The following is a 20,256-nucleotide window of genomic DNA, read 5'->3' as shown; positions in this document are numbered from 1 at the left end:
TGCAATGACGCGTCTCGCGTTCGTTGCGATCGGTATCGCAATCCTCTGGGCGACGATCGGCTGGGCGGTGGCGCTGGCATGAGTGCTTCGATCCGCCTCAACAATCTCACCGTGACCTATGATCGCCATCCCGCCGTGCATCACGTTTCCGGCGCCTTCCAGGCCGGCAGCCTGACGGCGATTGCTGGGCCGAACGGGGCCGGAAAATCGACGCTCTTGAAGGCGATCATCGGCGAATTGAGACCGGCGGAAGGGACTATCGATCGTGGTGGGCTGACGCGCAACGATTTCGGCTATCTGCCGCAGGCGGCTGACATCATCAGGCGTTTTCCGATCTCGGTCGCCGATACCATCATGCTCGGCGCCTGGAAAAATTCCGGCGCCTTCGGCCGCTTCTCGCGTGCGGATGCGGAGCACGCCCGGGATGCGCTCGCGGCGGTGGGGCTCACCGGCTTCGAGCGCCGGCATATCGGCTCGCTTTCGGCCGGGCAATTCCAGCGCGTACTCTTCGCGCGGCTGCTGCTGCAAGACGCCCGCGTCATCCTTCTCGACGAGCCCTTTACCGCCATCGACCAGCGCACGACACGCGACCTCCTCGACATTGTCCTGCGGTGGCATGGCGACGGGCGCACGGTGATTGCCGTGCTGCATGATTTTGATCAGGTGCGCGCGCATTTTCCGCAGACGCTGCTGATCGCGCGCGAACTCGTCGGCTGGGGCCAGACAGAGGACATCATGAGCCCTGACAATCTCATCAAGGCGCGAGCCATGGCCGAGCGTTGGGACGAGGATGCTGAGGATTGCCTGCCGGAGCGGGGGCTTATCCAGCGGGAATTGGCGAAGCGGGAGCCCGCCGAATGACGGCTTATGATATCTTCCTCGCGCCCTTCGCCGACTATGGCTTCATGCGGCGCGCACTCATCGCGTGCCTTTGCCTCGGGCTTGGCTCCGGACCGATCGGTGTCTTTCTGATGCTGAGGCGGATGAGCCTGATGGGCGACGCCATGAGCCATGCCGTACTGCCGGGGGCGGCCATCGGCTATCTGATCGCCGGTTCGCTGTCGCTGACGGCCATGGGGCTTGGCGGGCTTGTGGCCGGCCTGTCGGTGGCACTGCTCTCCGGGCTCGTCAGCCGCATGACGGTACTGCAGGAGGATGCGAGTTTCGCCAGCTTCTATCTGACCTCACTCGCGCTCGGCGTACTCATCGTATCGCTGCGCGGCTCCAATATCGATCTCCTGCATGTGCTCTTCGGCACCATCCTCGCGATCGATGCCCCTGCCCTCTTCCAGATCGGCGCGATCACCACGGCGACGCTCCTGGCGCTCGCCGTCATCTACCGGCCATTGGTGATGGAGTGCTTCGATCCCGGTTTTCTGCGCGCTGTGGGCGGTCGAGGCCCGGTCTATCATTTCCTCTTCCTGCTGCTGGTGGTGCTCAATCTCGTCGCCAGCTTCCAGGCGCTCGGGACGCTGATGGCAGTCGGGCTGATGATGCTGCCGGCGGCGATCGCGCAACTCTGGTCGCGCAGCCTGCCCGCAATGATGGCGATCGCGGCGGCAACCGCGACCGCGTCGGGCTATATCGGGCTCATCGCCTCCTATCACCTCGAATTTGCTTCCGGCCCGACCATCATCATCACGGCGAGCCTGATCTACGGCTTTTCCATTCTCTTCGCACCTTCGGGCCTGGCCCGACGGTTTATTCCCCATCCCCATCTTAGGGGCTAATTTGATCAAGGAGATTTTTATGATCAGACGCAGACTGCTTCTCTCGGCGGCGCTGCCGGCCTTCATCGCCTTCGGCATTGCGGCGCCCGCTTCGGCCGAAACCTTGGACGTCGTCGCCTCTTTCACCGTGCTGGCCGATGTCGTCAAACAGGTCGGAGGCGACCATGTGAAGGTGTCGAGCCTCGTCGGCCCGAACGGCGATCCCCATGAATTCGAGCCCTCGCCGACGGACGCCAAGAAGCTCAATACGGCCAAGGTCACCTTCGTTAGCGGCGAAGGTCTGGAAGGCTGGATGGATAGACTGATCAGCGCTTCCGGCTATAAGGGCACGCCGGTCGTCGTCTCCGAAGGCATCAATACCCGCACCATGGTCGACGACGGCAAGACCGTCACCGATCCGCATGTCTGGAACAGCCCGGTCAATGTGAAGATCTGGGTTGCCAATATCGAAAAAGCGCTTTCCGCCGCCGATCCGGCCGATGCCGCCGATTTCAAGGCCAATGCCGAGCGCTATACCAAGACGCTGACCGACCTCGACGCCTATGCGCACAGCAAGTTCGACAAGATCGCCGGGGATCGCCGCAAGATCCTGACCAGCCATGACGCTTTCGGCTATTTCGGCCGCGAATACGACGTCACCTTCCTGTCGCCGCTCGGCGTTTCCACCGAAACCGAAGCTTCGGCCGCCGGCGTCGCCAAGCTGATCGAGCAGATCAAGGCCGAGCATGTGAAGACTTATTTCTTCGAGAACTCGAACGATCCACGCCTGGTCAAGCAGGTCGCCAAGGCAACCGGCGCCGAGCCCGGCGGCGAACTCTATGTCGAGGCCCTCTCCAAGGCCAACGGCCCGGCTCCGACATATGAAAAAATGTTCCGTTATAACGTTGATCAGCTTGCCGCCGCGATGGCGAAGTCGAGCTGAGGAAGCCGTACAAATATGGCCGTGGGCATGTGCCTGCGGCCTTTTCATTTAGAGATCGAGAGCGAAAACCAGCGGGCAGAATTGACAGAATTTACATAATAAGTTATATAATGCATTATATAAACAAGGACTGGAAAGCGCTGTGGTTGAAGATATCGTGAAATCGCTTGGTTTCCTCTGCCTCGGCAGCCGCTTCCGCCGTATCGGCGAACGCCTTCAGGCCGATACACAGCAGATTATGGATGAGCTTGGCGTCTCTCTCCAGTCCGCTCAATATCCCTTCCTCGCGGCGATCGATCGCGCCGGTCCGCTGACCATCGGCGAACTTGCCCAGGCAGTCGGCATCACCCAGCCGGGTGCCACGCGCACTGTTTCGCAGCTTCTGGAACTGGGTTACGTCAACATGCAGGCCTCACCGGAGGATCAGCGGCGAAGACTGGTCTCGCTGACGCCGAAAGGGCAGGAACTCGTCGATTATTCGAAACGATCGGTCTGGCCGCGCGTCGAACGGGCGGTTATCGAACTCTGCGGCGAAATATCCGGGCCGATCCTGGAACAGCTCGCTGCAATCGAGAATGGGCTTGCCGAAGCGCCGCTTGCCCGTCGTGGCCGTCTCGACAAGGAGCAGACACCATGAGCCATATTCTCGACCGTCCCGCCTGGAACGCCCTTCGAACTGCCCACGCGACGTTGGCAGAAGGCAGCGAGCGCGCCCGCCGCTATCTGCCGTCCATCGTGCCCTTCGCAGCCCCCGCCGATGATACGGCTGAAAGCCTCGAGGCTCTGGCGAGCCTGCCGGTGGCCGACGAGGTCATGGCCCTCGTCGAAGTCAATCCTTTCTCGATCCCTGAAGGACTGGCGATCGTCACTGAAGGCAGACTGGTGCAGATGATCGCCGAACGGCCCTATGAGCGCATCTCGGACAGCCGGATCGAGCCGCTGACGGAAGCCGATGCAGCGGAAATGCTCGCGTTGGCTACGCTGACCAAACCCGGTCCCTTCACACTGCGCGCCCAGAGCCTCGGCACCTTTTGGGGCGTGAAGATCGATGGCCGCCTCGTCGCCATGGCCGGCCAGCGCATGCGGCAGCCCGGTTTTACCGAACTCAGCGGTCTCTGCACCCATCCCGATTTTCAGGGACGCGGCCTTGGCACCCTGCTCTTCCGCTTCGTTGCCGGCGAGATCTCGGCGAGAAACGAAACCGTCTACCTACACGCCTACGCCACGAACACACCGGCCATCTCGCTTTACAAGACGATGGGTTTCCGCTTGCGCTCGGAGATGAATCTCCGCGTCGTTACGCGCAGGCGACCAGTATAACGAGGCCTACGGGTGTATGTCAGCGGCCCTTTAAAGATTGAGATCGAAAACCAGCAGGCCGGCAAGGCCACCATCGGTCGAGGACACGATGCGCCCCCCAACGGCAACGTGTTCGGGATGCACGAGATAGGCATCGCGCACTTCAGGGCTCTCGAACGTCACCACGAAGCCATCGACGAAGCCACCATGCAGCCCCTCCGGCGAGACATTCGGCCCATATTTGACATCGATGATGCCGGGGATGACCTGCTGCAAGGCGGCGATGGATTCGAAAAGCGCTTTCTTCTCGTCCTGTGTCATGGCGGATTTCAGCCGCATGAAAACGCAATGCAGGATCATATTCATCTCCCTAGCTGTTTTGGCGCAGCATAGAGGGAAAGGGGGATGGGGCAAGATGCGGGGTTGCTATGTTTGGGCTTTTTGGTGAGCACCTACCATGACGCCTTTCGGCTCGAAGCGGTCCTCGCCGCAGCGCATTCTATCACGGGCTAGCAGGAACGGCAGTCGTTGCTACCGAATTGCGGACGCCTCGCGAGAAACGTGTTATGTTACCTTCCAGCAGCTATAGCGATCGGTCGCCGCAGTCCGCGTGGCTGCATATGGTGGTGGCTGAGCGCCTAATCGACTTCGTTAGGCCGTAAAGAGGCGATTTCCCGCATCTTTGGGTCAAGTCATGCGCTCAGCGCGTAATACTCCTTGGTAAATCGCATGCATCGTCCCGAGGGGGCGAACTTGACGTTGGTTGCGGATTTGAGGGACCGCGGTCCGGCTATCGGCGCTGGCGTATGTGGTGGCCATCACAGCGAGCATGCCCAATTCACAAACCATGCTCGCCCAACAGAGGGAGATTAACATGAACTGGAGTAGTTTGGCGCGCCAACTGCTTGGCGCTTCCTGTGTCGGATTATGTTTTGCGGCGTCGCCGGCAATCACGCCTTCGGCCTCCGCGCAGCAGCCACAAAAGCCCAATATCGTGTTCATCATGGGCGACGATATCGGTTGGTTCAATATCGGCGCCTACAATCAGGGCATCATGGCTGGCAGGACGCCGAACCTGGACCGACTGGCATCTGATGGCATGCGGTTTACCGACTATTACGCTGAGGCGAGCTGCACGGCGGGTCGAGCGAACTTCATCACCGGCGAGCTGCCGATCCGTACCGGGCTGACGACCGTCGGACAGGCCGGTGCTACCCTTGGCATGCCCGACGAGGCGCCGACAATTGCCACCGTGCTCAAATCGATGGGATACGCCACCGGCCAGTTCGGCAAGAACCACCTGGGGGACCTCAACCAGTTCCTGCCCACGGCGCATGGATTTGATGAATTCTTCGGCTACCTCTATCACCTCGATGCGATGGAGGACCCCTGCCATTCTACATACCCGCCGGCGGTGAAGGACATGGTCGGTCCCCGGAACATGGTTCATAGCTATGCGACCGACGGGGATGATCCAACCGTACAGCCGCGCTGGGGCAAGATCGGGAAGCAGAGAATCGAGGATGCCGGCGAGCTTTGCCCGGACCGCATGACGACAGTTGACGATGAGATACTGGCGAATGCCCTCAAGTTCGTCGACAAGGCAAGGCAGGACGATAAGCCGTTTTTCCTCTGGCTCAATCCCACGCGCATGCACGTGGTTACGCATCTCTCGGAGAAGTACGAGAAAATGCGAACACCCGAGAACGGCTGGTCTCTTGAGGAAGCCGGCATGGCGCAGCTTGACGACATCGTCGGTTCTGTCATGAAGTACCTGAAGGACAACGGACTCGAGAACAACACGATCCTTGCCTTCTCCACTGACAACGGCACCGAGAACTTCACTTGGCCTGACGGCGGGCAGACCCCGTTTGCGGGTGGCAAGGGAACTGTCATGGAAGGCGGCTTCCGCGTACCGATGATCATCCGCTGGCCCGGCCACGTACCGGCAGGCAAGGTGGAAAATTCGATTGTCTCAGGGCTGGATTGGTTTCCAACTTTCGTCGCTGCTGCCGGCGATCCGAACATCGTCGGCGAGCTCCAGAAGGGCAAGCAGATCGGTGATCGGACTTACAAGGTGCATCTCGATGGTTATGACCAGACCGACCTCATCACTGGCAAGGGCCCGTCGCAACGGCATGAAGTCTTCTATTTTGCCGAGTCCACGCTAGGTGCGGTGCGCATCGACGACTTCAAGTACCGGCTTACAGATCAGCCGAATGGCTGGTTCGGCGCCACCGTCAAGGTCGACTGGCCGATCCTCCTTAACCTCCGCTTGGACCCGTTCGAGCGCACGGGCCTCGGCCAGTCGCTCTTCGCGAAGGATTGGTGGGCTTACGAATTCTGGCGCTACGTCTTCCTGCAGCAGGAGATGGGAAAAGCCGCCCAGACCTTCCTCGAATTCCCGCCCATGCAGAAGGGCGCAAGCTTCAATCTGGAGGCTTTGAAAGAGGAGCTGGACAAGAAGATGGCCAGTCAAGCTGCTCATTAACTGGCGATTGTGCGCGCTAGATCGAGGCGGACGCCATTAAGGCGCCCGCCGTTGGCGTAGCGCGACCATCCAACCATCGGCCCACAGCCACCCCCTACTTCCTCTTAAACGGCTCCATGCCCTTGCGCGCCAGCTCGTCGGCGCGTTCGTTTTCCGGGTGTCCGGCATGGCCCTTGACCCAATGCAGGGTCACCTGATGCCGGCTGCGGGCTTCTTCCAGGGCTTGCCAGAGTTCGGCGTTTTTCACCGGCTTTTTGTCGGCAGTTTTCCAGCCGTTTTTCTTCCAGCCGAAAATCCACTTGGAGATGCCGTCCTTGACATAGACGCTGTCGGTATAGAGATCGACTTCGCAGGGCGTTTTCAGGGCGCCGAGCGCCGAGATCGCCGCCATCAGCTCCATACGATTGTTGGTCGTCTCCTGTTCGCCGCCGAAAAGCTCCTTTTCGACATCGCCATAGCGCAGCACCGCCCCCCAGCCGCCGGGACCGGGATTGCCGGAGCAAGCGCCGTCGGTAAAGATATCGACGTGTTTCATGCCTTCAGCCCATATTCGGCGCTAGAGGCGATCTGGCGATGGAAGCGCAGCTTGCGCAGATATTCGAGCGGGTCTTTCTTGGTGACCAAGGCGCCGGCTGGCGTCGTCAGCCAATCATAGAGGCGGGTCAGGAAGAAGCGCAGCGCCGAGCCGCGCGACAGTGTCGGCAGCGCGGCGATTTCGGCGGCGTCCAACGGCCGAACGCTCTGATAACCTTCCAGAAGCGCCATGCCCTTGGTGATGTTGTAGGCGCCGTCCTTCTCGAAGCACCAGGCGTTGAGGCAGATCGAGACATCATAGGCGAGCAGATCGTTGCAGGCGAAATAGAAGTCGATCAGCCCCGAAAGCGCGTCGCCGAGAAAGAAGACGTTGTCCGGAAACAGATCCGCATGGATGACGCCATCCGGCAAGCCCTTCGGCCAATGGCGCTTCAGGAAATCCAGTTCGCCGCGGATCTCGTCCTGCAAGCCTGGTTCAACCTCGTCGGCGCGCGCTTCGGATTTTTCCCAAAGCCCCTGCCAGCCTTCAAGCGACAGCGCGTTCGGCCGCTTGATGGCGAAGTCTTCGCCGGCGACATGCATCGCGGCCAGCGCCTTGCCGACTTCGCGGCAATGTTTTGCCTCGGGCTTGCGCAACCACATCCCTTCGAGAAAGGAAATCAGCGCGGCCGGACGGCCCGAGAGATGGCCGAGCAACGCGCCATCCTTGCGCGGCAATGGCAGCGGGCAGGAAAGGCCGCGGCTTGCCAGATGCTGCATCAGGCCGAGGAAAAACGGCAGGTCGCCCTTCTCGACGCGCTTCTCATAGAGCGTCAGGATCAAAGGCTCGCGCGACGTGTGCAGCAGGAAGTTGGAGTTTTCGACGCCCTCGGCGATGCCCTTGTAGGAGAGCAACGTGCCGACATCATATTCCGTCAGGAACCACTTGAGATCGTCTTCGGTAATATCGGTATAAACGGCCACGAATTATTCCCTTTGATACATGCCGGCCACCGCAACCACCCGCCCTCGCCCTTCGAGGGCCCTTTGGGCCACCTCAGGGTGGGGACTGATTTTTGGCACCTGGCGACGAAACTCTCTCCACCTCATCCTGAGGTGCCTTGTCGATGCAGCGTCAGCGCAAGCGGCAAGGCCTCGAAGGACGAGGTGGCCCTTCAATCTCCATTGACGAAGGCCATGTCGGCCACCGTCAGTTCGATATTGCGCAGCTCGCGATTGACGAGGAAATTCTCGGTCTCCTTGACCGTTTCGGCAAGCTCCACCACGGCATTGTAGCGCGCGCGGAAGGCTTCGATGATCTCGTTGACGATGACCTCCGGCGCCGATGCGCCGGCGGAGAGGCCGACGGTTTTGATATCGCCGATATCGTCCCAATCGATTTCCGAGGCGCGCTGGACAAGCACGGATTTCTTGGCCCCTGCTCTCAGCGCCACTTCGACGAGACGCTTGGAATTGGACGAATTCGGTGCGCCGACGACGATGAAAAGATCGCAGCCCGGAGCGGCTTCCTTTACCACTTCCTGGCGGTTGGTGGTGGCGTAGCAGATCGAGTCGGCGGCCGGCGCGGTGAGATTCGGGAATCTCTGCTGCAGCCGCGCGATGACGCCGGCGGTGTCGTCGACCGAGAGCGTCGTCTGCGTGACGAAACCGAGATTGTCCGGGTCAGCAGGTTCATAGGCGTCGACATCCTCCACCGTCTCGATCAACGACACCGAACCCTCCGGAAGCTGGCCCATGGTGCCGATCACTTCCGGGTGGCCGGCATGGCCGATGAGGATGACGTGGCGGCCGAGACGGTTATGCCGCATGGCCTGCTTATGCACCTTGGACACCAGCGGGCAGGTGGCATCGAGATAGAAGAGATTGCGCGCGTCGGCATCTGCCGGCACGGACTTCGGAACGCCATGGGCGGAAAAGACGACAGGCTGGGCGCGATGTTCCGCCGGGATCTCGTTGAGCTCCTCGACGAAGACGGCACCCTTGGCCTCCAGCCCTTCCACGACATAGCGATTATGCACGATCTCATGGCGGACATAGACCGGCGCACCATAGGCTTTCAACGCCAGCACGACGATCTGGATGGCGCGATCGACGCCGGCGCAGAAGCCGCGCGGGCCGCAGAGCCGGATGGTCAGGTCAGGTTTGGAAACCGCTATGTTCATGTCTCTTCCGAAATTCGGGGCGATGGCAAGGCTACAGATATAGGTTCGCCCCGCCGCTTGCTCCATTTAATGCATGTCGCGCAAAAGTGTGCGGCGGTTTTGCGAAAACGACATGCAAAAATAAAGAGCTAAAGCGTGGGAGCGAATCTGAAAGATCCCGACGAGCTTTAGTCCGCATGATCTTATCCAAAAACCGCTGCGCACTTTTTGGGACCATGCTCTAGCCGAATATTCCATCGAAATGAAGCTATTCTATTGCGCGAAACTATTGCCGGGGTGCGTCCGGATGACGTTTGCGCCACCAGGAGATAGCGACGATGGCAACCAGCGCCGCCGCAAGGCCATACCAGGTCACGGCATATTGCAGATGGTTGTTCGGCAGATCGACGATGGTGACGCCGCCGATCGGCAAGCCGGCAGGATTGAGCGTCTTGTCGGCATCGACGAAGAAGGGCAGCACCTTATCCCGTGGAAGCCCATCGCTGTCAGCCATGGCGTCCAGGTCTTTCCAATAGAATATGTTCTTCGCCAGATCATTGTCCGGCATGCCCGAGGGCTGGCCGGCGAGCTTGGCGCGGGCAAGGCCGGTGACGGTCTGTTCGTCCGTCAACTGCCCCTGCACGCGCATTTCCGGCTCCTTGGCGTCGTAGGGCACGAAGCCTCTGTTGACGAAGAGATAGCGCCCGTCCGCAAGCTGCAGCGGCGTATAAATATCGAAGCCGGAAGCGCCAGCGAAAGTCGCGAAGAAATGCCGTTCCTTGTTGTTGAGATATCGACCCGTCGCGGTGACGACGCGATATTCGATATCGCCGCCGGATGCGGCCATGGTCTCGATCGTCGATAGCGGCACGGGCGCAGCGGCCTGACGCTCGGCTATGTCGGCCAGCAAGCCTTCCTTCCAATGCAGCCGTTCGACCTGCCAAGTGCCGAGGACCAGCAGAATGCCGAGCGCCGTAAGCAGGATCAGCGCCTTGCCGATCTGCCAGAAAAGATTGGCGCGGCGAGCGGGCATGATCGCCTCAGTCACGATGAATGCGCCCTTCGCTGGCATTGTTGCGGTATTGCAGCGCGATCAGGATGCCCTTGCACCAGCGTAGCGACAGAAGCGACAGGATGATGGTCAGAGGGCCGAACAGCAGGATATGCACCCAGATCGGCGGCGCATAATTGACCTGCAGCCACAGCACCGAGCCAATCACGATAAAGCCGACGATGAGGATGACGAAGACCGCAGGCCCGTCACCGGCATCGGCAAAGGCATAATCGAGATTGCAGGCAGCGCAGCGCGGTTTCAGCGACAACAGCCCATCGAAGAGCTTGCCGTTGCCGCAGCGCGGGCAGCACCCCTGAATGCCGACCTTGAACGGATCGACGGGTGGAAAGAGGGCGTTGTCGCTGTTTGCCTCTTGATTCGGGCCTGTCCCGTGACCTTCGGGGCTGTCTTGCTCTGGGCTCAAAGTTTGATCTCGATCGATTACCATTCACGACGAGCGTCCGGATCTCGTCCTGTCATCATCAGTAGCCGCGATGCAGCCATCCGTCCAATCGAAAAGCATGGTGACCGCCGCGCCGCGAGCGAACATTGCCCGCAGCATGATGTCGCGGCCGATTTTTCCGTGCCGCTTGAAAATCGTGATCCCGGCCATAGAAAGAGGGTATGGACAATCATCAAGATACGAAGGTCGGTCAGATCATCATCCTGAACGGTGCACCGCGATCCGGAAAATCGAGCATTGTCGAAGCAATTCAGGCCAGTTTCGACGGGCCATGGATGAATCTGGGCGTCGACGCCTATGTGCGGCATATCACTCCGCAGCGTTACCGGCCGGGGATCGGTTTGCGGCCCGGTGGCGAGCGGCCTGATCTGGAGCCGCTGGTTCAGACATTCTATTCGGCGCTCTATGCCTCGATTGCGGCCCACAGCCGTCTTGGGCTCAACGTGGTAGCTGAATTCGGCCATCATGACGCCCATTCAAGGCCGCTCGGAATCCTAGCGGATTGCGCTCGCCAACTCGCGGGCCTGCCCGTTCTTTTCGTCGGGGTGCGCTGCCCGATCGAGACCGTCATTCAGCGGCGTTTGGCGGAAGGCGCTGAAAGGCGCAATGATTATGTCAGCGTTTCCGCCGATGCCCCGATTCCCGCACCGATATCAGCCTGGCAGGCGCAGGTGCATCGGCCCGGTATCTACGATCTCGAGGTCGATACCTCGGTCAAAACCGCGCAAGCCTGCGCCGAGGAGATCAGGCAGCTCATGGATCGGGGTGTTCCGCATCCGACGGCATTCGAGCGGCTTGCGGCAAGCGCTTGAGAGGCCCTTCTCACAATGAAAAAGGCGGGCGCCGAAGCACCCGCCTTTGATATTTCTGCGTCTGCCGCTTAGCCGGCCGCGACCGGCGCGCCCCAGCTTCCCCAGATGTAGATGCAGAAGAACAGGAAGAGCCAGACGACGTCGACGAAGTGCCAATACCAGGCGGCCGCTTCGAATCCGAAATGCTGCTTCGGCGTGAAGTCACCGCGAAGCGCGCGGATGAGGCAGACCAGCAGGAAAATCGTTCCGATCAACACATGGAAACCATGGAAGCCGGTCGCCATGAAAAAGGTTGCGCCGTAGATCGAGTTTTTGAACTCGAAGGGCGCATGCGCATATTCATAGGCCTGGACGCAGGAGAACAGCGCGCCGAGCAGTACCGTCAGGACCAACCCCTGGATCAGGCCCTTGCGGTCATTGTGCAGCAGCGCGTGGTGCGCCCAGGTGACTGTCGTGCCCGAGAGCAGCAGGATGATGGTGTTATAGATCGGCAAATGCCAGGGATTGAGGACTTCAATGCCCTTCGGCGGAAACTGGCCGCCAAGGAAGGCCGTTCGCGAAGCCTGTATCGCCTCGTTCGGAAAGAGGCTGACGTCGAAATAGGCCCAGAACCAGGCAACGAAGAACATCACCTCGGAGGCGATGAACATGATCATGCCATAGCGCAAGTGCAGCGAGACAACGCGGGTATGCGCGCCCTCATGCGCTTCCTTCACCGTATCCGACCACCAGCCGTACATGACATAGAGGATGATGGCCAAACCGATGAAGAACAGCCAAGGCTGCGCCCAATTCAGGCCGAACAGATGCACGGCGCCACCGTTCAGGTAGCGCATGAAGCAGACGCCGCCAAAGGTAATGACAAAGGCACCGAGGGCCGCTGTGATCGGCCACGGGCTGGGGTCGATGATGTGGTAATCGTGTTTCTTCGTATGCGCCTCTGCCATGTCAGCAATTCCCCGAATGACTTTTCCCATATCGCCTCCGGCTGAGCCGGAGGCACTCTCCATCAAAGTTTCTTTTCCGCCACCTTCGCTGCGTCGTTGGAAGCCACAGGCTTCGCGCCGTCGCGCGGATAGAAGGTGTAGGATAGTGTCAGCGCTGTGATCGTCTTGGTTTCTTCCGCCTTAGTGATCTCAGGATCGACGTAGAAAACCACCGGCATCTCGCGCTTTTCCCCCGGTGCCAGATCGGTCTCGTTGAAGCAGAAGCACTGCACCTTGTTGAAATAGGCGCCTGCTTCCACCGGCGAAACGTTGAAGATAGCCTGCCCGCGCGTCGGCTGGTCGGACTTATTTTCGACAAGGAACTTGATCTCGACCGTTTCACCGATCTTGGGGTCAACTTCCTTCTGCATCGGCTTGAAATCCCAGGGCACGCCCGGGGCAACATTGGCGTCGAAGGAGACCTTGATCGGCCTGTCGAGAATAACGCTGGACGCCTGATCGACGCGCTGCGTCGTGCCGTTGAAGCCGGTCACCTCACAGAAGATGCGGTAGAGCGGCACGGCAGCGGCGCACATGGCGCTCATGCCGATCACGAAGCTCAGGCACATGGCAACGACCAGACCGTTGTTGCGGCCGGCACTTCTTGCCTTGTTCGTTGTCCCCTCCTCCATCACGCCTCCTCAAACGTGTCCGGTGCCGACCTTGATGATGGTGATCGCGTAGAACAGGATCACCAGGCCGGCGAGCACCAAACCAAGCGCGATGTTGCGCCCTCGCCGTGATTTCTTTTGCGCTTCCGTGAGCTTGACGAGTTCGATCACAGCCAGCCTCCCGCACCGCCTGACATCAGCACTGCAACGAGCCGGTCGATCAGCAATGCCGAAAAGATTGCAAAGAGATAGAAGATCGAGAAGGCGAAGAGTTTCTTCGCCGGGATCATCTTGATATCGCCATCCGGCATGCGCCGAACAGCGATGGAACAGTATATGAAGACCGCGCCAAGCAGGGCGGCGACAACACCATAGCCGAAGCTTGCCAAACCGATGAACGCCGGCACGACGCCGATGAGGGCCGTCAATACGGCATAAGCGACAATCTGGTTCTTGGTGGTCGGCACGCCGGCGACATTCGGCATCATGGGTACGCCAACGGCTTCGTAGTCGCGCATTTTGAACAGCGCCAGCGCCCAGAAATGGGCCGGCGTCCAGAGGAAGATGATCAGGAAGAGCACGATGCTCTCCATCGTCACGCTACCGGTGACACAGGCCCAGCCGATGACCGGCGGGAAAGCGCCGGCAGCGCCGCCGATGACGATGTTCTGCGGCGTCGAGCGCTTCAGCCACATCGTGTAGATGACGGCGTAGAAGAAAATGGTAAAGGCGAGGATCGCGGCTGAAAGCCAGTTGACGGCCAGACCGAGGATCGTCACCGAAAAGCCCGACAGAACCAAGCCGAAGGCAAGCGCTTCGGAAGCCTTGACGCGGCCGGCGGGGATCGGACGGCGTGCCGTACGGCTCATGACCGCGTCGATATCGGCGTCGTACCACATATTCAGCGCACCGGACGCACCGGCGCCGACGGCAATACAGAGAATGGCGATCAGGCCGAGAACCGGGTTGATATGGCCCGGCGCCAGCACCAGTCCGGCAAAGGCGGTGAAGACGACCAGCGACATGACCCGCGGCTTCAAAAGCTCGAAATAATCGCGCGCACTCGCTTCCGACAGGCCAATTTCGCCTTTCTTCGCGAGCACTTCGTGATTGTCGATGACCGTCATTCTTTCATCCAATGTCCGTTAAGCCGGACGCCGCTTATCACGGCGTCCGGAAATAAGCTACTTGATGCGCGGCAGCTCTTCCCACTGATGGTACGGCGGCGGTGAAGGAAGCTGCCATTCCAGAGTGGTCGCACCCTCGCCCCAGGGATTGTTGCCAGCGACACGCTTCTTCACGAAAGCATCGATGACGCCCCAGAAGAAGAAGCAGAGGCCGACGGCTGCAACATAGGACCCGATGGAGGAAACATAGTTCCAGCCAGCAAAGGCATCCGGATAGTCGATGTAACGGCGCGGCATGCCGGCACGACCGAGGAAGTGCTGCGGGAAGAACACCATGTTGACGCCGACGAAGGTGATCCAGAAGTGCCAGTTGCCGATCTTCTCGCTGTACATGTAGCCGGTCATCTTCGGGAACCAGTAATACCAGGCAGCGAAGATGGCGAAGACGGCGCCGAGCGACAGAACGTAGTGGAAATGCGCGACAACGTAGTAGGTGTCCTGCCATACGCGGTCGAGACCGGCATTGGCGAGCTGCACGCCGGTAACGCCGCCCACCGTGAACAGGAAGATGAAGCCGATCGCCCAGATCATCGGCGTGCGGAACTCGATCGAGCCGCCCCACATCGTCGCGATCCAGGAGAAGACCTTCACGCCGGTCGGAACGGCGATGACCATCGTCGCGAAGACGAAGTAACGCTGCGTGTCGAGCGACAGGCCGACCGTGTACATGTGGTGGGCCCAGACGACGAAGCCGACGGCGCCGATTGCGACCATGGCATAGGCCATGCCGAGATAGCCGAAGATCGGCTTGCGCGAGAAGGTCGAGATGATGTGGCTGATCATGCCGAAGCCCGGCAGGATCAGGATGTAGACTTCCGGGTGACCGAAGAACCAGAACAGATGTTGGTAAAGGATCGGGTCACCGCCGCCTTCCGGCGCGAAGAAGGTCGTGCCGAAGTTGCGGTCGGTCAGCACCATGGTGATGGCACCGGCGAGAACCGGCAGCGACAGGAGCAGCAGGAAGGCCGTGATCAGCACTGACCAGGCAAACAGCGGCATCTTGTGCAGCGTCATGCCCGGAGCGCGCATGTTGAGGATGGTGGTGATGAAGTTGATCGCGCCGAGGATTGACGAGGCGCCGGCGATATGCAGCGCGAAGATCACCAGGTCGACCGCCGGGCCGGGATGGCCGACGATGCCCGACAGCGGCGGATACATCGTCCAGCCGCCGCCCGCGCCATAGGCACCAGCCGGGCCTTCGACGAACATCGACAGGATCAGCAGCAGGAAGGCGGGAACGATCAGCCAGAAGGAAATGTTGTTCAGGCGCGGGAAAGCCATGTCCGGCGCGCCGATCATGATCGGCACCATCCAGTTGGCAAAGCCGCCGATCATCGCCGGCATGACCATGAAGAAGATCATGATCAGCGCGTGGGCGGTGACGAAGACGTTGTACATCTGCTTGCCGCCATCGATGGAGGCGTCGCCCGAATAGCCGTAGACCATGGAGGCCAGACCGCTGAAGATCTGGATGCCCGGCTCCTGCAATTCCATGCGGATCGCGATAGAGAGCAGGAAGCCGACGATACCGGCAAAGATCGCAAAGATCAGATAGAGGGTGCCAATGTCCTTGTGGTTGGTCGAGAAGAACCAACGGTTCACAAAAGTGGGCGTATGAGAGTGATGGTCGTCATGCGCGTGAGCATCATGAAGAGCGTGCGAATGATCGTCGTGTGCCGTAGATCCAGCCATTATCCCTATCCCTCTTACTGAGCCGTGTTTTCAGCGACGTTGACAGTAGCCGGCTGATCGACGGCGGCCATCAGGGCCTTGTTTGCCTTGCTCAGGTCGCCGGCGGCGGTGGTCAGCCACTGCTGGTATTGATCCTGGGAGACGATGTGGATGGCGATCGGCATGAATGCATGGTCCTTGCCGCAAAGCTCGGAACACTGGCCGTAGTAGATGCCTTCATTGTCGGCCTTGAACCAGGTTTCGTTCAAACGGCCGGGAACGGCGTCGATCTTGATGCCGAAGGACGGCATCGCGAAGGAATGGATGACATCTGTCGGTGCGGCGGTAACAAGGACGCGCACGACCTTGCCGACGGGCAGCACCAGCTCGTTGTCGACGGCGAGAAGCCGCGGATATTTCGACCTGTCTTCCTTGCCGGCGGCGGCGCGGTCCTGATCCTTCAGCAGGAAGGAATCGAAGGCCAGCGGTGTGTTACCGCTGTTTTCATATTCATAGTTCCACTGCCACTGCGTGGCGGTCACCTTGACCGTAACGTCAGGATTTGGGGGGAACGTGAGCTGCGTGGTCAGAAGATCGAAGGACGGAACAGCCAGGAACAGAAGAATGAGAACCGGGCCGACGGTCCAGATAACCTCGATCAGCGTATTATGGCTCGTTCTGGAGGGCACCGGATTCTTCGATGCCCGGAACTTGACCATGACGACGATCAAAAGGACGAGCACCAGCAGCGTAATGGGAACGATAAACCAAAGCGTGTATGCTTCGAACCACCGTATTTGATGCATATTGCCGGTGGCTGCCTCTTGCAGGCCGGTTTCCCATGGTTTTGGCTGATCGGCATAGCTGCCGGTCGCAAAAAGCAGACAGGCGATAGCCGCCAGAGCTGCGTAAGCCCTCTTAATCACGATGTCTCTCCCTCCAGCGTTTGATCCCAGATCAATCTCAAACGCAGTATCCCTACATTCCATTGCGCTTCAAACCACAGTTTGGAGCACTCCGCAACAACTCACAACAGTTGTTCGTGCGGCATTTTTGCGCGAAGTGTAGTCCCCCGGCCCGCCGAAACATGGCAAGCATTTCATCATCATACGAAAAATTGCATCACGGTCCATCGCATTGCCGGGGCAAAATGGGATAGAGGTCGTATTTCCGCCGCAGTCGGTTGGAATTCAGCACGCGGGGCTTTTCATTTGCCGGCGTGGGCTTCAACAATAGCGGCACTGATTCGAATCTAGAGGTTTCCATGGGTTTTCGTTCCCTCGCCCGGCTTTGGTTTGTCAGCGCCAGCATCGCTGCCGCGGCCGCAGCACCCGTTCTGGCGCAGCAGGCACAGCAAACACAGCCGGCGCCGCAGGCTCAGCAACTGCAAACCCAGCAACCGCAGCAGCCGGGCCAACAACCGCCGGCGCATACCCAGCAGCTTCCGACCAGCCAGGTTCCACAACCGCCGGGTACGGTGCGTTCGAGCCATGGCGCATGGTCCGTGGTCTGCGACAAGCCGGCGGGCGCATCGACCGAACAATGCGCGCTGATGCAGAACGTCATCGCCGAGGACCGACCGGAAGTCGGTCTTTCGGTTGTTGTGCTGAAAACCGCCGATCGCAAGTCGAAGATTCTTCGCGTGCTGGCGCCGCTCGGAGTGCTGCTGCCGAATGGGCTCGGCCTCAATGTCGACGGCAAGGATATCGGCCGCGCCTATTTCGTGCGCTGCTTCTCGGACGGTTGCTATGCCGAAGTGGTGCTTGAGGACGAGTTGCTGAAAACGCTGCGCAGCGGTGCGACCGCCACCTTCATCGTCTTCCAGTCGCCGGAAGAAGGCATCGGCATTCCCGTCGATCTCAAAGGCTTCGCCGAAGGCTACGACGCGCTTCCGTAAATCGATAGGGCTTGCTCTCTCGTCATCCGAAACCTACATCGGCTCTGAACGGAGCACTTGATCCATGAATACCGATCTCCTTACCTTGTTCGATACCGACGAAACCAAGCTGCGCGGCATCGTCGCCGATGCGCTTTCCGGCGCCGACGACGGCGAGCTTTTCGTCGAGCATGTCCAGGCGGAATCGCTGACCTTCGACAATGGACGCATGAAGGGCGGCAGCTTCAACACCGAGCAGGGTTTTGGCCTGCGCGCCGTTGCCGGCGAAGCGGTGGGCTATGCGCATGCGGGCGATCTCTCCGAAGCGGCTCTCAAGCGCGCCGCCGATGCGGTGCGCGCCGTCACCAGTGGCTATGCCGGTTCCTACGCCGCCGCGCCTCAGCGCACCAACAAGGTGCTCTATAGCGACGAGAACCCGATCGGCAGCCCGAGCTTCGAGGACAAGGCGAAGCTTCTGCAGGAGATCGACAGCTATCTGCGCGACAAGGACAGCAAGGTCCGTCAGGTAACGGCTTCCATTGCTGCGAGCTGGCAGGTGGTCGATATCCTGCGTGCCGACGGTCACCGCGTCCGCGATATCCGGCCGATGACGCGCATCAATATCTCGGTGATGGTCGGCGAAGGTGACCGGCAGGAATCCGGTTCCTTCGGCACTGGCGGCCGCGTCGGCTTCGGCGATTTCGTCACGCAGGAAAATTGGCGCCGCGGTGCCGACGAAGCTTTGCGCCAGGCAATGGTCAATCTCGAGGCAATCGATGCGCCGGCCGGCACGATGGACGTCGTTCTCGGCTCCGGCTGGCCGGGCGTCATGCTGCACGAAGCTGTCGGCCACGGGCTGGAAGGCGATTTCAACCGCAAGAAGACCTCGGCTTTCGCCGGGCTTCTGGGCCAAATGGTGGCCGCTCCCGGCGTCACCGTCGTCGATGACGGGACGATCGAAAACCGCCGCGGTTCGATCACGGTCGACGACGAAGGCACGCCCTCGGCCTACAATGTGCTGATCGAAAATGGCAAGCTGGTCGGCTACATGCAGGACCGGCAGAATGCCCGCCTGATGGGCATGAAGGCAACCGGCAACGGCCGCCGCCAAGGCTATGCCCACACGCCGATGCCGCGCATGACCAACACTTATATGCTCGGCGGCGACAAAACGCCGGAAGAGATCATCGCCTCGGTGAAGAAGGGCATCTATGCCGTTTCCTTCGGTGGCGGCCAGGTGGACATCACCTCCGGCAAATTCGTCTTCGGCTGCACCGAAGCCTACCTGATAGAAGACGGCAAGGTCGGCGCGCCGATCAAGGGCGCCATGCTGATCGGCAATGGCCCGGATGCGATGAAGCGTGTCTCCATGATCGGCAACGACATGAAACTCGACACCGGCATCGGCAATTGCGGCAAGGGCGGCCAATGGGTCCCCGTCGGCGTCGGCCAGCCGCATCTGAGGATGGATCAGGTGACAGTCGGCGGGACGAAGGCGTAGCGGTTCCGACTACGTAGCGTTGCCTTCTTCCGGCCGGAACAGCCATTTCCGCTCTACCGCTGCAGCGAGATCGAGACCGTTGCGGTGGGCAAAGAGAAGGATATGGCCGAGCACGTCAGCCGTCTCGTCGGCGAGCGCGGTCGCCAATTCCTCATCGGTCATGCCCTTGCGTCTTCCCCGACCGGTCGTCTTGTTCCAGATCTGGGTGAGCTCGCCCATCTCTTCCTGCAGCTTCAGAACAAACCAGTCGGCGTCGCGCTCCAATCCATTGGCGGCGGCATAGGTGGCGGAAGCCTTTTCGAACTGCTGGATCAGACCTGACAACATCAATATCGTTCCCTGTATGTTCCTTACAGAAGTGAACGATTCTGCCGGAAATAGCAAGACGGCGGAGTTTATGGCCCCGCCGTCTTGATAGTTTCAAAACTTGATTTCCGCTCAGCCCTTGTTCGGCAGCAGCATGCAATTGAAATCCTTGCGCTTCAGTGCAGCACAGGCGGAATTCGCGTCATCGCGGCTGCCGAAGCCGACAAAGCGGGCGCGATAGACCGTGTTGCTGCCCTTGCCGACGGCTTCGGTATAGGGCGAAGCGTTGGCAAGCGCGCCGCCCGCCTTGGATTGAGCTTCAGACAGCAGGTCCTTGGCCGCCTGCGCCGTCGGAGTAGCCGCAATCTGCACCTGCCAACCGCCGGTCGCCGGCTTGCCGGCATTCTGGATTTCATCCATCGCCATCGGGCGATCCATCGGCACGGTCACATTTGTCGTGGCAGCATAGGCGAGTGGAGCTGAAGAGGGAGTGAACTCGGCCCGTTTGCGTGTCGTCGCCGTGGTTTGCGCATCGACGTCAACATCAACATCATCCTTCGCCGAAGCGACCTGCTTTGCACCGCCAACGCTTGCCATGAGACGCGACGATTCGGCGGAGGTCGCTTTCGGCACATAGCGATTGAGAAGCGAAGCCATGAAGGCATCGCGGCC

The 20,256-nt window shown here is 60.2% G+C and carries 23 protein-coding genes; 9 read left to right on the top strand and 14 right to left on the bottom strand.

Annotation, left to right across the window (positions count from 1 at the left end; all coding sequences use genetic code 11):
• Positions 1-78 precede the first annotated feature (78 nt).
• The 5 genes from C9E91_RS05485 (at position 79) to C9E91_RS05465 (ending at position 3,972) form a co-directional block, all read left to right on the top strand.
• The gene (locus tag C9E91_RS05485) at positions 79-861 is read left to right on the top strand and encodes a metal ABC transporter ATP-binding protein (RefSeq protein WP_107107360.1); all 783 of its coding nucleotides are present in this window, start codon (positions 79-81) and stop codon (positions 859-861) included.
• A complete protein-coding gene (locus C9E91_RS05480) occupies positions 858-1,730 on the top strand; it encodes a metal ABC transporter permease (protein ID WP_107107359.1) in 873 nt (290 codons plus the stop codon). The genes C9E91_RS05485 and C9E91_RS05480 overlap by 4 nt, the downstream gene beginning before the upstream one ends.
• Before the next feature lie 19 nt (positions 1,731-1,749).
• Positions 1,750-2,652: a metal ABC transporter solute-binding protein, Zn/Mn family gene (locus C9E91_RS05475; RefSeq protein WP_107107358.1), complete on the top strand. Its 903-nt coding sequence runs from the start codon at positions 1,750-1,752 to the stop codon at positions 2,650-2,652.
• A gap of 142 nt (positions 2,653-2,794) precedes the next feature.
• Positions 2,795-3,289, top strand: a complete 495-nt coding sequence (locus tag C9E91_RS05470) for a MarR family winged helix-turn-helix transcriptional regulator (protein WP_107107357.1) — start codon at positions 2,795-2,797, stop codon at positions 3,287-3,289.
• Positions 3,286-3,972, top strand: coding sequence for a GNAT family N-acetyltransferase (locus tag C9E91_RS05465; protein ID WP_107107356.1), 687 nt, complete (start codon positions 3,286-3,288; stop codon positions 3,970-3,972). Before C9E91_RS05470 ends, C9E91_RS05465 begins: the two co-directional genes overlap by 4 nt.
• A 30-nt stretch (positions 3,973-4,002) precedes the next feature.
• Here the strand turns inward: C9E91_RS05465 and C9E91_RS05460 are convergent, their stop codons facing one another.
• Positions 4,003-4,311: a Dabb family protein gene (locus C9E91_RS05460; RefSeq protein WP_107107355.1), complete on the bottom strand. Its 309-nt coding sequence runs from the start codon at positions 4,309-4,311 to the stop codon at positions 4,003-4,005.
• Positions 4,312-4,825: 514 nt separating this feature from the next.
• Here C9E91_RS05460 and C9E91_RS05455 point away from each other — a divergent pair.
• Positions 4,826-6,442 carry an arylsulfatase gene (locus C9E91_RS05455; RefSeq protein WP_181316021.1) on the top strand — a complete coding sequence of 539 codons (1,617 nt, stop codon included), beginning with the start codon at positions 4,826-4,828 and terminating at the stop codon, positions 6,440-6,442.
• Between the two features lie 94 nt (positions 6,443-6,536).
• Here C9E91_RS05455 and rnhA read toward each other — a convergent pair whose 3' ends face one another.
• From rnhA to C9E91_RS05430, 5 genes are all read right to left on the bottom strand, one after another.
• The gene (rnhA, locus tag C9E91_RS05450) at positions 6,537-6,977 is read right to left on the bottom strand and encodes a ribonuclease HI (protein ID WP_107107354.1); all 441 of its coding nucleotides are present in this window, start codon (positions 6,975-6,977) and stop codon (positions 6,537-6,539) included.
• Positions 6,974-7,939 carry a homoserine kinase gene (locus C9E91_RS05445; protein WP_107107353.1) on the bottom strand — a complete coding sequence of 322 codons (966 nt, stop codon included), beginning with the start codon at positions 7,937-7,939 and terminating at the stop codon, positions 6,974-6,976. The genes rnhA and C9E91_RS05445 overlap by 4 nt, the downstream gene beginning before the upstream one ends.
• Positions 7,940-8,130: 191 nt before the next feature.
• Positions 8,131-9,138 carry a 4-hydroxy-3-methylbut-2-enyl diphosphate reductase gene (ispH, locus tag C9E91_RS05440; RefSeq protein ID WP_107107352.1) on the bottom strand — a complete coding sequence of 336 codons (1,008 nt, stop codon included), beginning with the start codon at positions 9,136-9,138 and terminating at the stop codon, positions 8,131-8,133.
• 265 nt (positions 9,139-9,403) lie between these two features.
• Positions 9,404-10,150 (bottom strand): SURF1 family protein, encoded by a 747-nt coding sequence (locus C9E91_RS05435; protein WP_107107351.1) that lies wholly within the window; start codon positions 10,148-10,150, stop codon positions 9,404-9,406.
• 7 nt (positions 10,151-10,157) lie between these two features.
• On the bottom strand, positions 10,158-10,595 hold the full coding sequence (locus tag C9E91_RS05430; RefSeq protein ID WP_107107491.1) for a DUF983 domain-containing protein: 438 nt from the start codon (positions 10,593-10,595) through the stop codon (positions 10,158-10,160).
• A 200-nt stretch (positions 10,596-10,795) separates the two neighbouring features.
• Between C9E91_RS05430 and C9E91_RS05425 the strand changes: the two genes are divergently transcribed.
• On the top strand, positions 10,796-11,446 hold the full coding sequence (locus C9E91_RS05425) for a chloramphenicol phosphotransferase CPT family protein (RefSeq protein WP_107107350.1): 651 nt from the start codon (positions 10,796-10,798) through the stop codon (positions 11,444-11,446).
• Positions 11,447-11,514: 68 nt separating this feature from the next.
• Here C9E91_RS05425 and C9E91_RS05420 read toward each other — a convergent pair whose 3' ends face one another.
• From C9E91_RS05420 to coxB, 6 genes are all read right to left on the bottom strand, one after another.
• Positions 11,515-12,393: a cytochrome c oxidase subunit 3 gene (locus C9E91_RS05420; RefSeq protein ID WP_107107349.1), complete on the bottom strand. Its 879-nt coding sequence runs from the start codon at positions 12,391-12,393 to the stop codon at positions 11,515-11,517.
• A 62-nt stretch (positions 12,394-12,455) separates the two neighbouring features.
• Positions 12,456-13,064, bottom strand: a complete 609-nt coding sequence (locus C9E91_RS05415) for a cytochrome c oxidase assembly protein (protein WP_107107348.1) — start codon at positions 13,062-13,064, stop codon at positions 12,456-12,458.
• A gap of 9 nt (positions 13,065-13,073) precedes the next feature.
• Positions 13,074-13,211, bottom strand: a complete 138-nt coding sequence (locus C9E91_RS19730) for a cytochrome c oxidase system small membrane protein (protein ID WP_028750649.1) — start codon at positions 13,209-13,211, stop codon at positions 13,074-13,076.
• Positions 13,211-14,170: a heme o synthase gene (locus C9E91_RS05410; protein WP_107107347.1), complete on the bottom strand. Its 960-nt coding sequence runs from the start codon at positions 14,168-14,170 to the stop codon at positions 13,211-13,213. The genes C9E91_RS19730 and C9E91_RS05410 overlap by 1 nt, the downstream gene beginning before the upstream one ends.
• 57 nt (positions 14,171-14,227) lie before the next feature.
• Positions 14,228-15,922 (bottom strand): cytochrome c oxidase subunit I, encoded by a 1,695-nt coding sequence (ctaD, locus tag C9E91_RS05405; protein WP_107107346.1) that lies wholly within the window; start codon positions 15,920-15,922, stop codon positions 14,228-14,230.
• A 14-nt stretch (positions 15,923-15,936) separates the two neighbouring features.
• Positions 15,937-16,827: a cytochrome c oxidase subunit II gene (coxB, locus tag C9E91_RS05400; protein ID WP_107107345.1), complete on the bottom strand. Its 891-nt coding sequence runs from the start codon at positions 16,825-16,827 to the stop codon at positions 15,937-15,939.
• A 338-nt stretch (positions 16,828-17,165) separates the two neighbouring features.
• On the opposite strand from coxB, the gene C9E91_RS05395 reads away from it, so the two are divergent.
• Together C9E91_RS05395 and tldD are read left to right on the top strand one after the other, a co-directional pair.
• The gene (locus C9E91_RS05395) at positions 17,166-17,798 is read left to right on the top strand and encodes an invasion associated locus B family protein (protein ID WP_107107490.1); all 633 of its coding nucleotides are present in this window, start codon (positions 17,166-17,168) and stop codon (positions 17,796-17,798) included.
• 64 nt (positions 17,799-17,862) lie between these two features.
• Entirely contained in the window at positions 17,863-19,278 is a 1,416-nt protein-coding gene (gene tldD / locus C9E91_RS05390; protein WP_107107344.1) for a metalloprotease TldD, read from the top strand.
• 9 nt (positions 19,279-19,287) lie between these two features.
• On the opposite strand, the gene C9E91_RS05385 is transcribed toward tldD, so the two are convergent.
• Positions 19,288-19,605 carry a nucleoside triphosphate pyrophosphohydrolase family protein gene (locus C9E91_RS05385; RefSeq protein ID WP_107107343.1) on the bottom strand — a complete coding sequence of 106 codons (318 nt, stop codon included), beginning with the start codon at positions 19,603-19,605 and terminating at the stop codon, positions 19,288-19,290.
• Between the two features lie 111 nt (positions 19,606-19,716).
• On the bottom strand, positions 19,717-20,256 hold a 540-nt coding region (locus tag C9E91_RS05380), incomplete at its 5' end, for an SPOR domain-containing protein (protein WP_146143976.1).

The sequence above is a fragment of the Rhizobium sp. SEMIA4064 genome, from assembly GCF_003025035.1.
GTDB lineage: Bacteria > Pseudomonadota > Alphaproteobacteria > Rhizobiales > Rhizobiaceae > Rhizobium > Rhizobium paranaense.
Note: the sequence above shows the minus strand (reverse complement) of the source record. Positions and strands in the feature narration are given on the sequence as shown.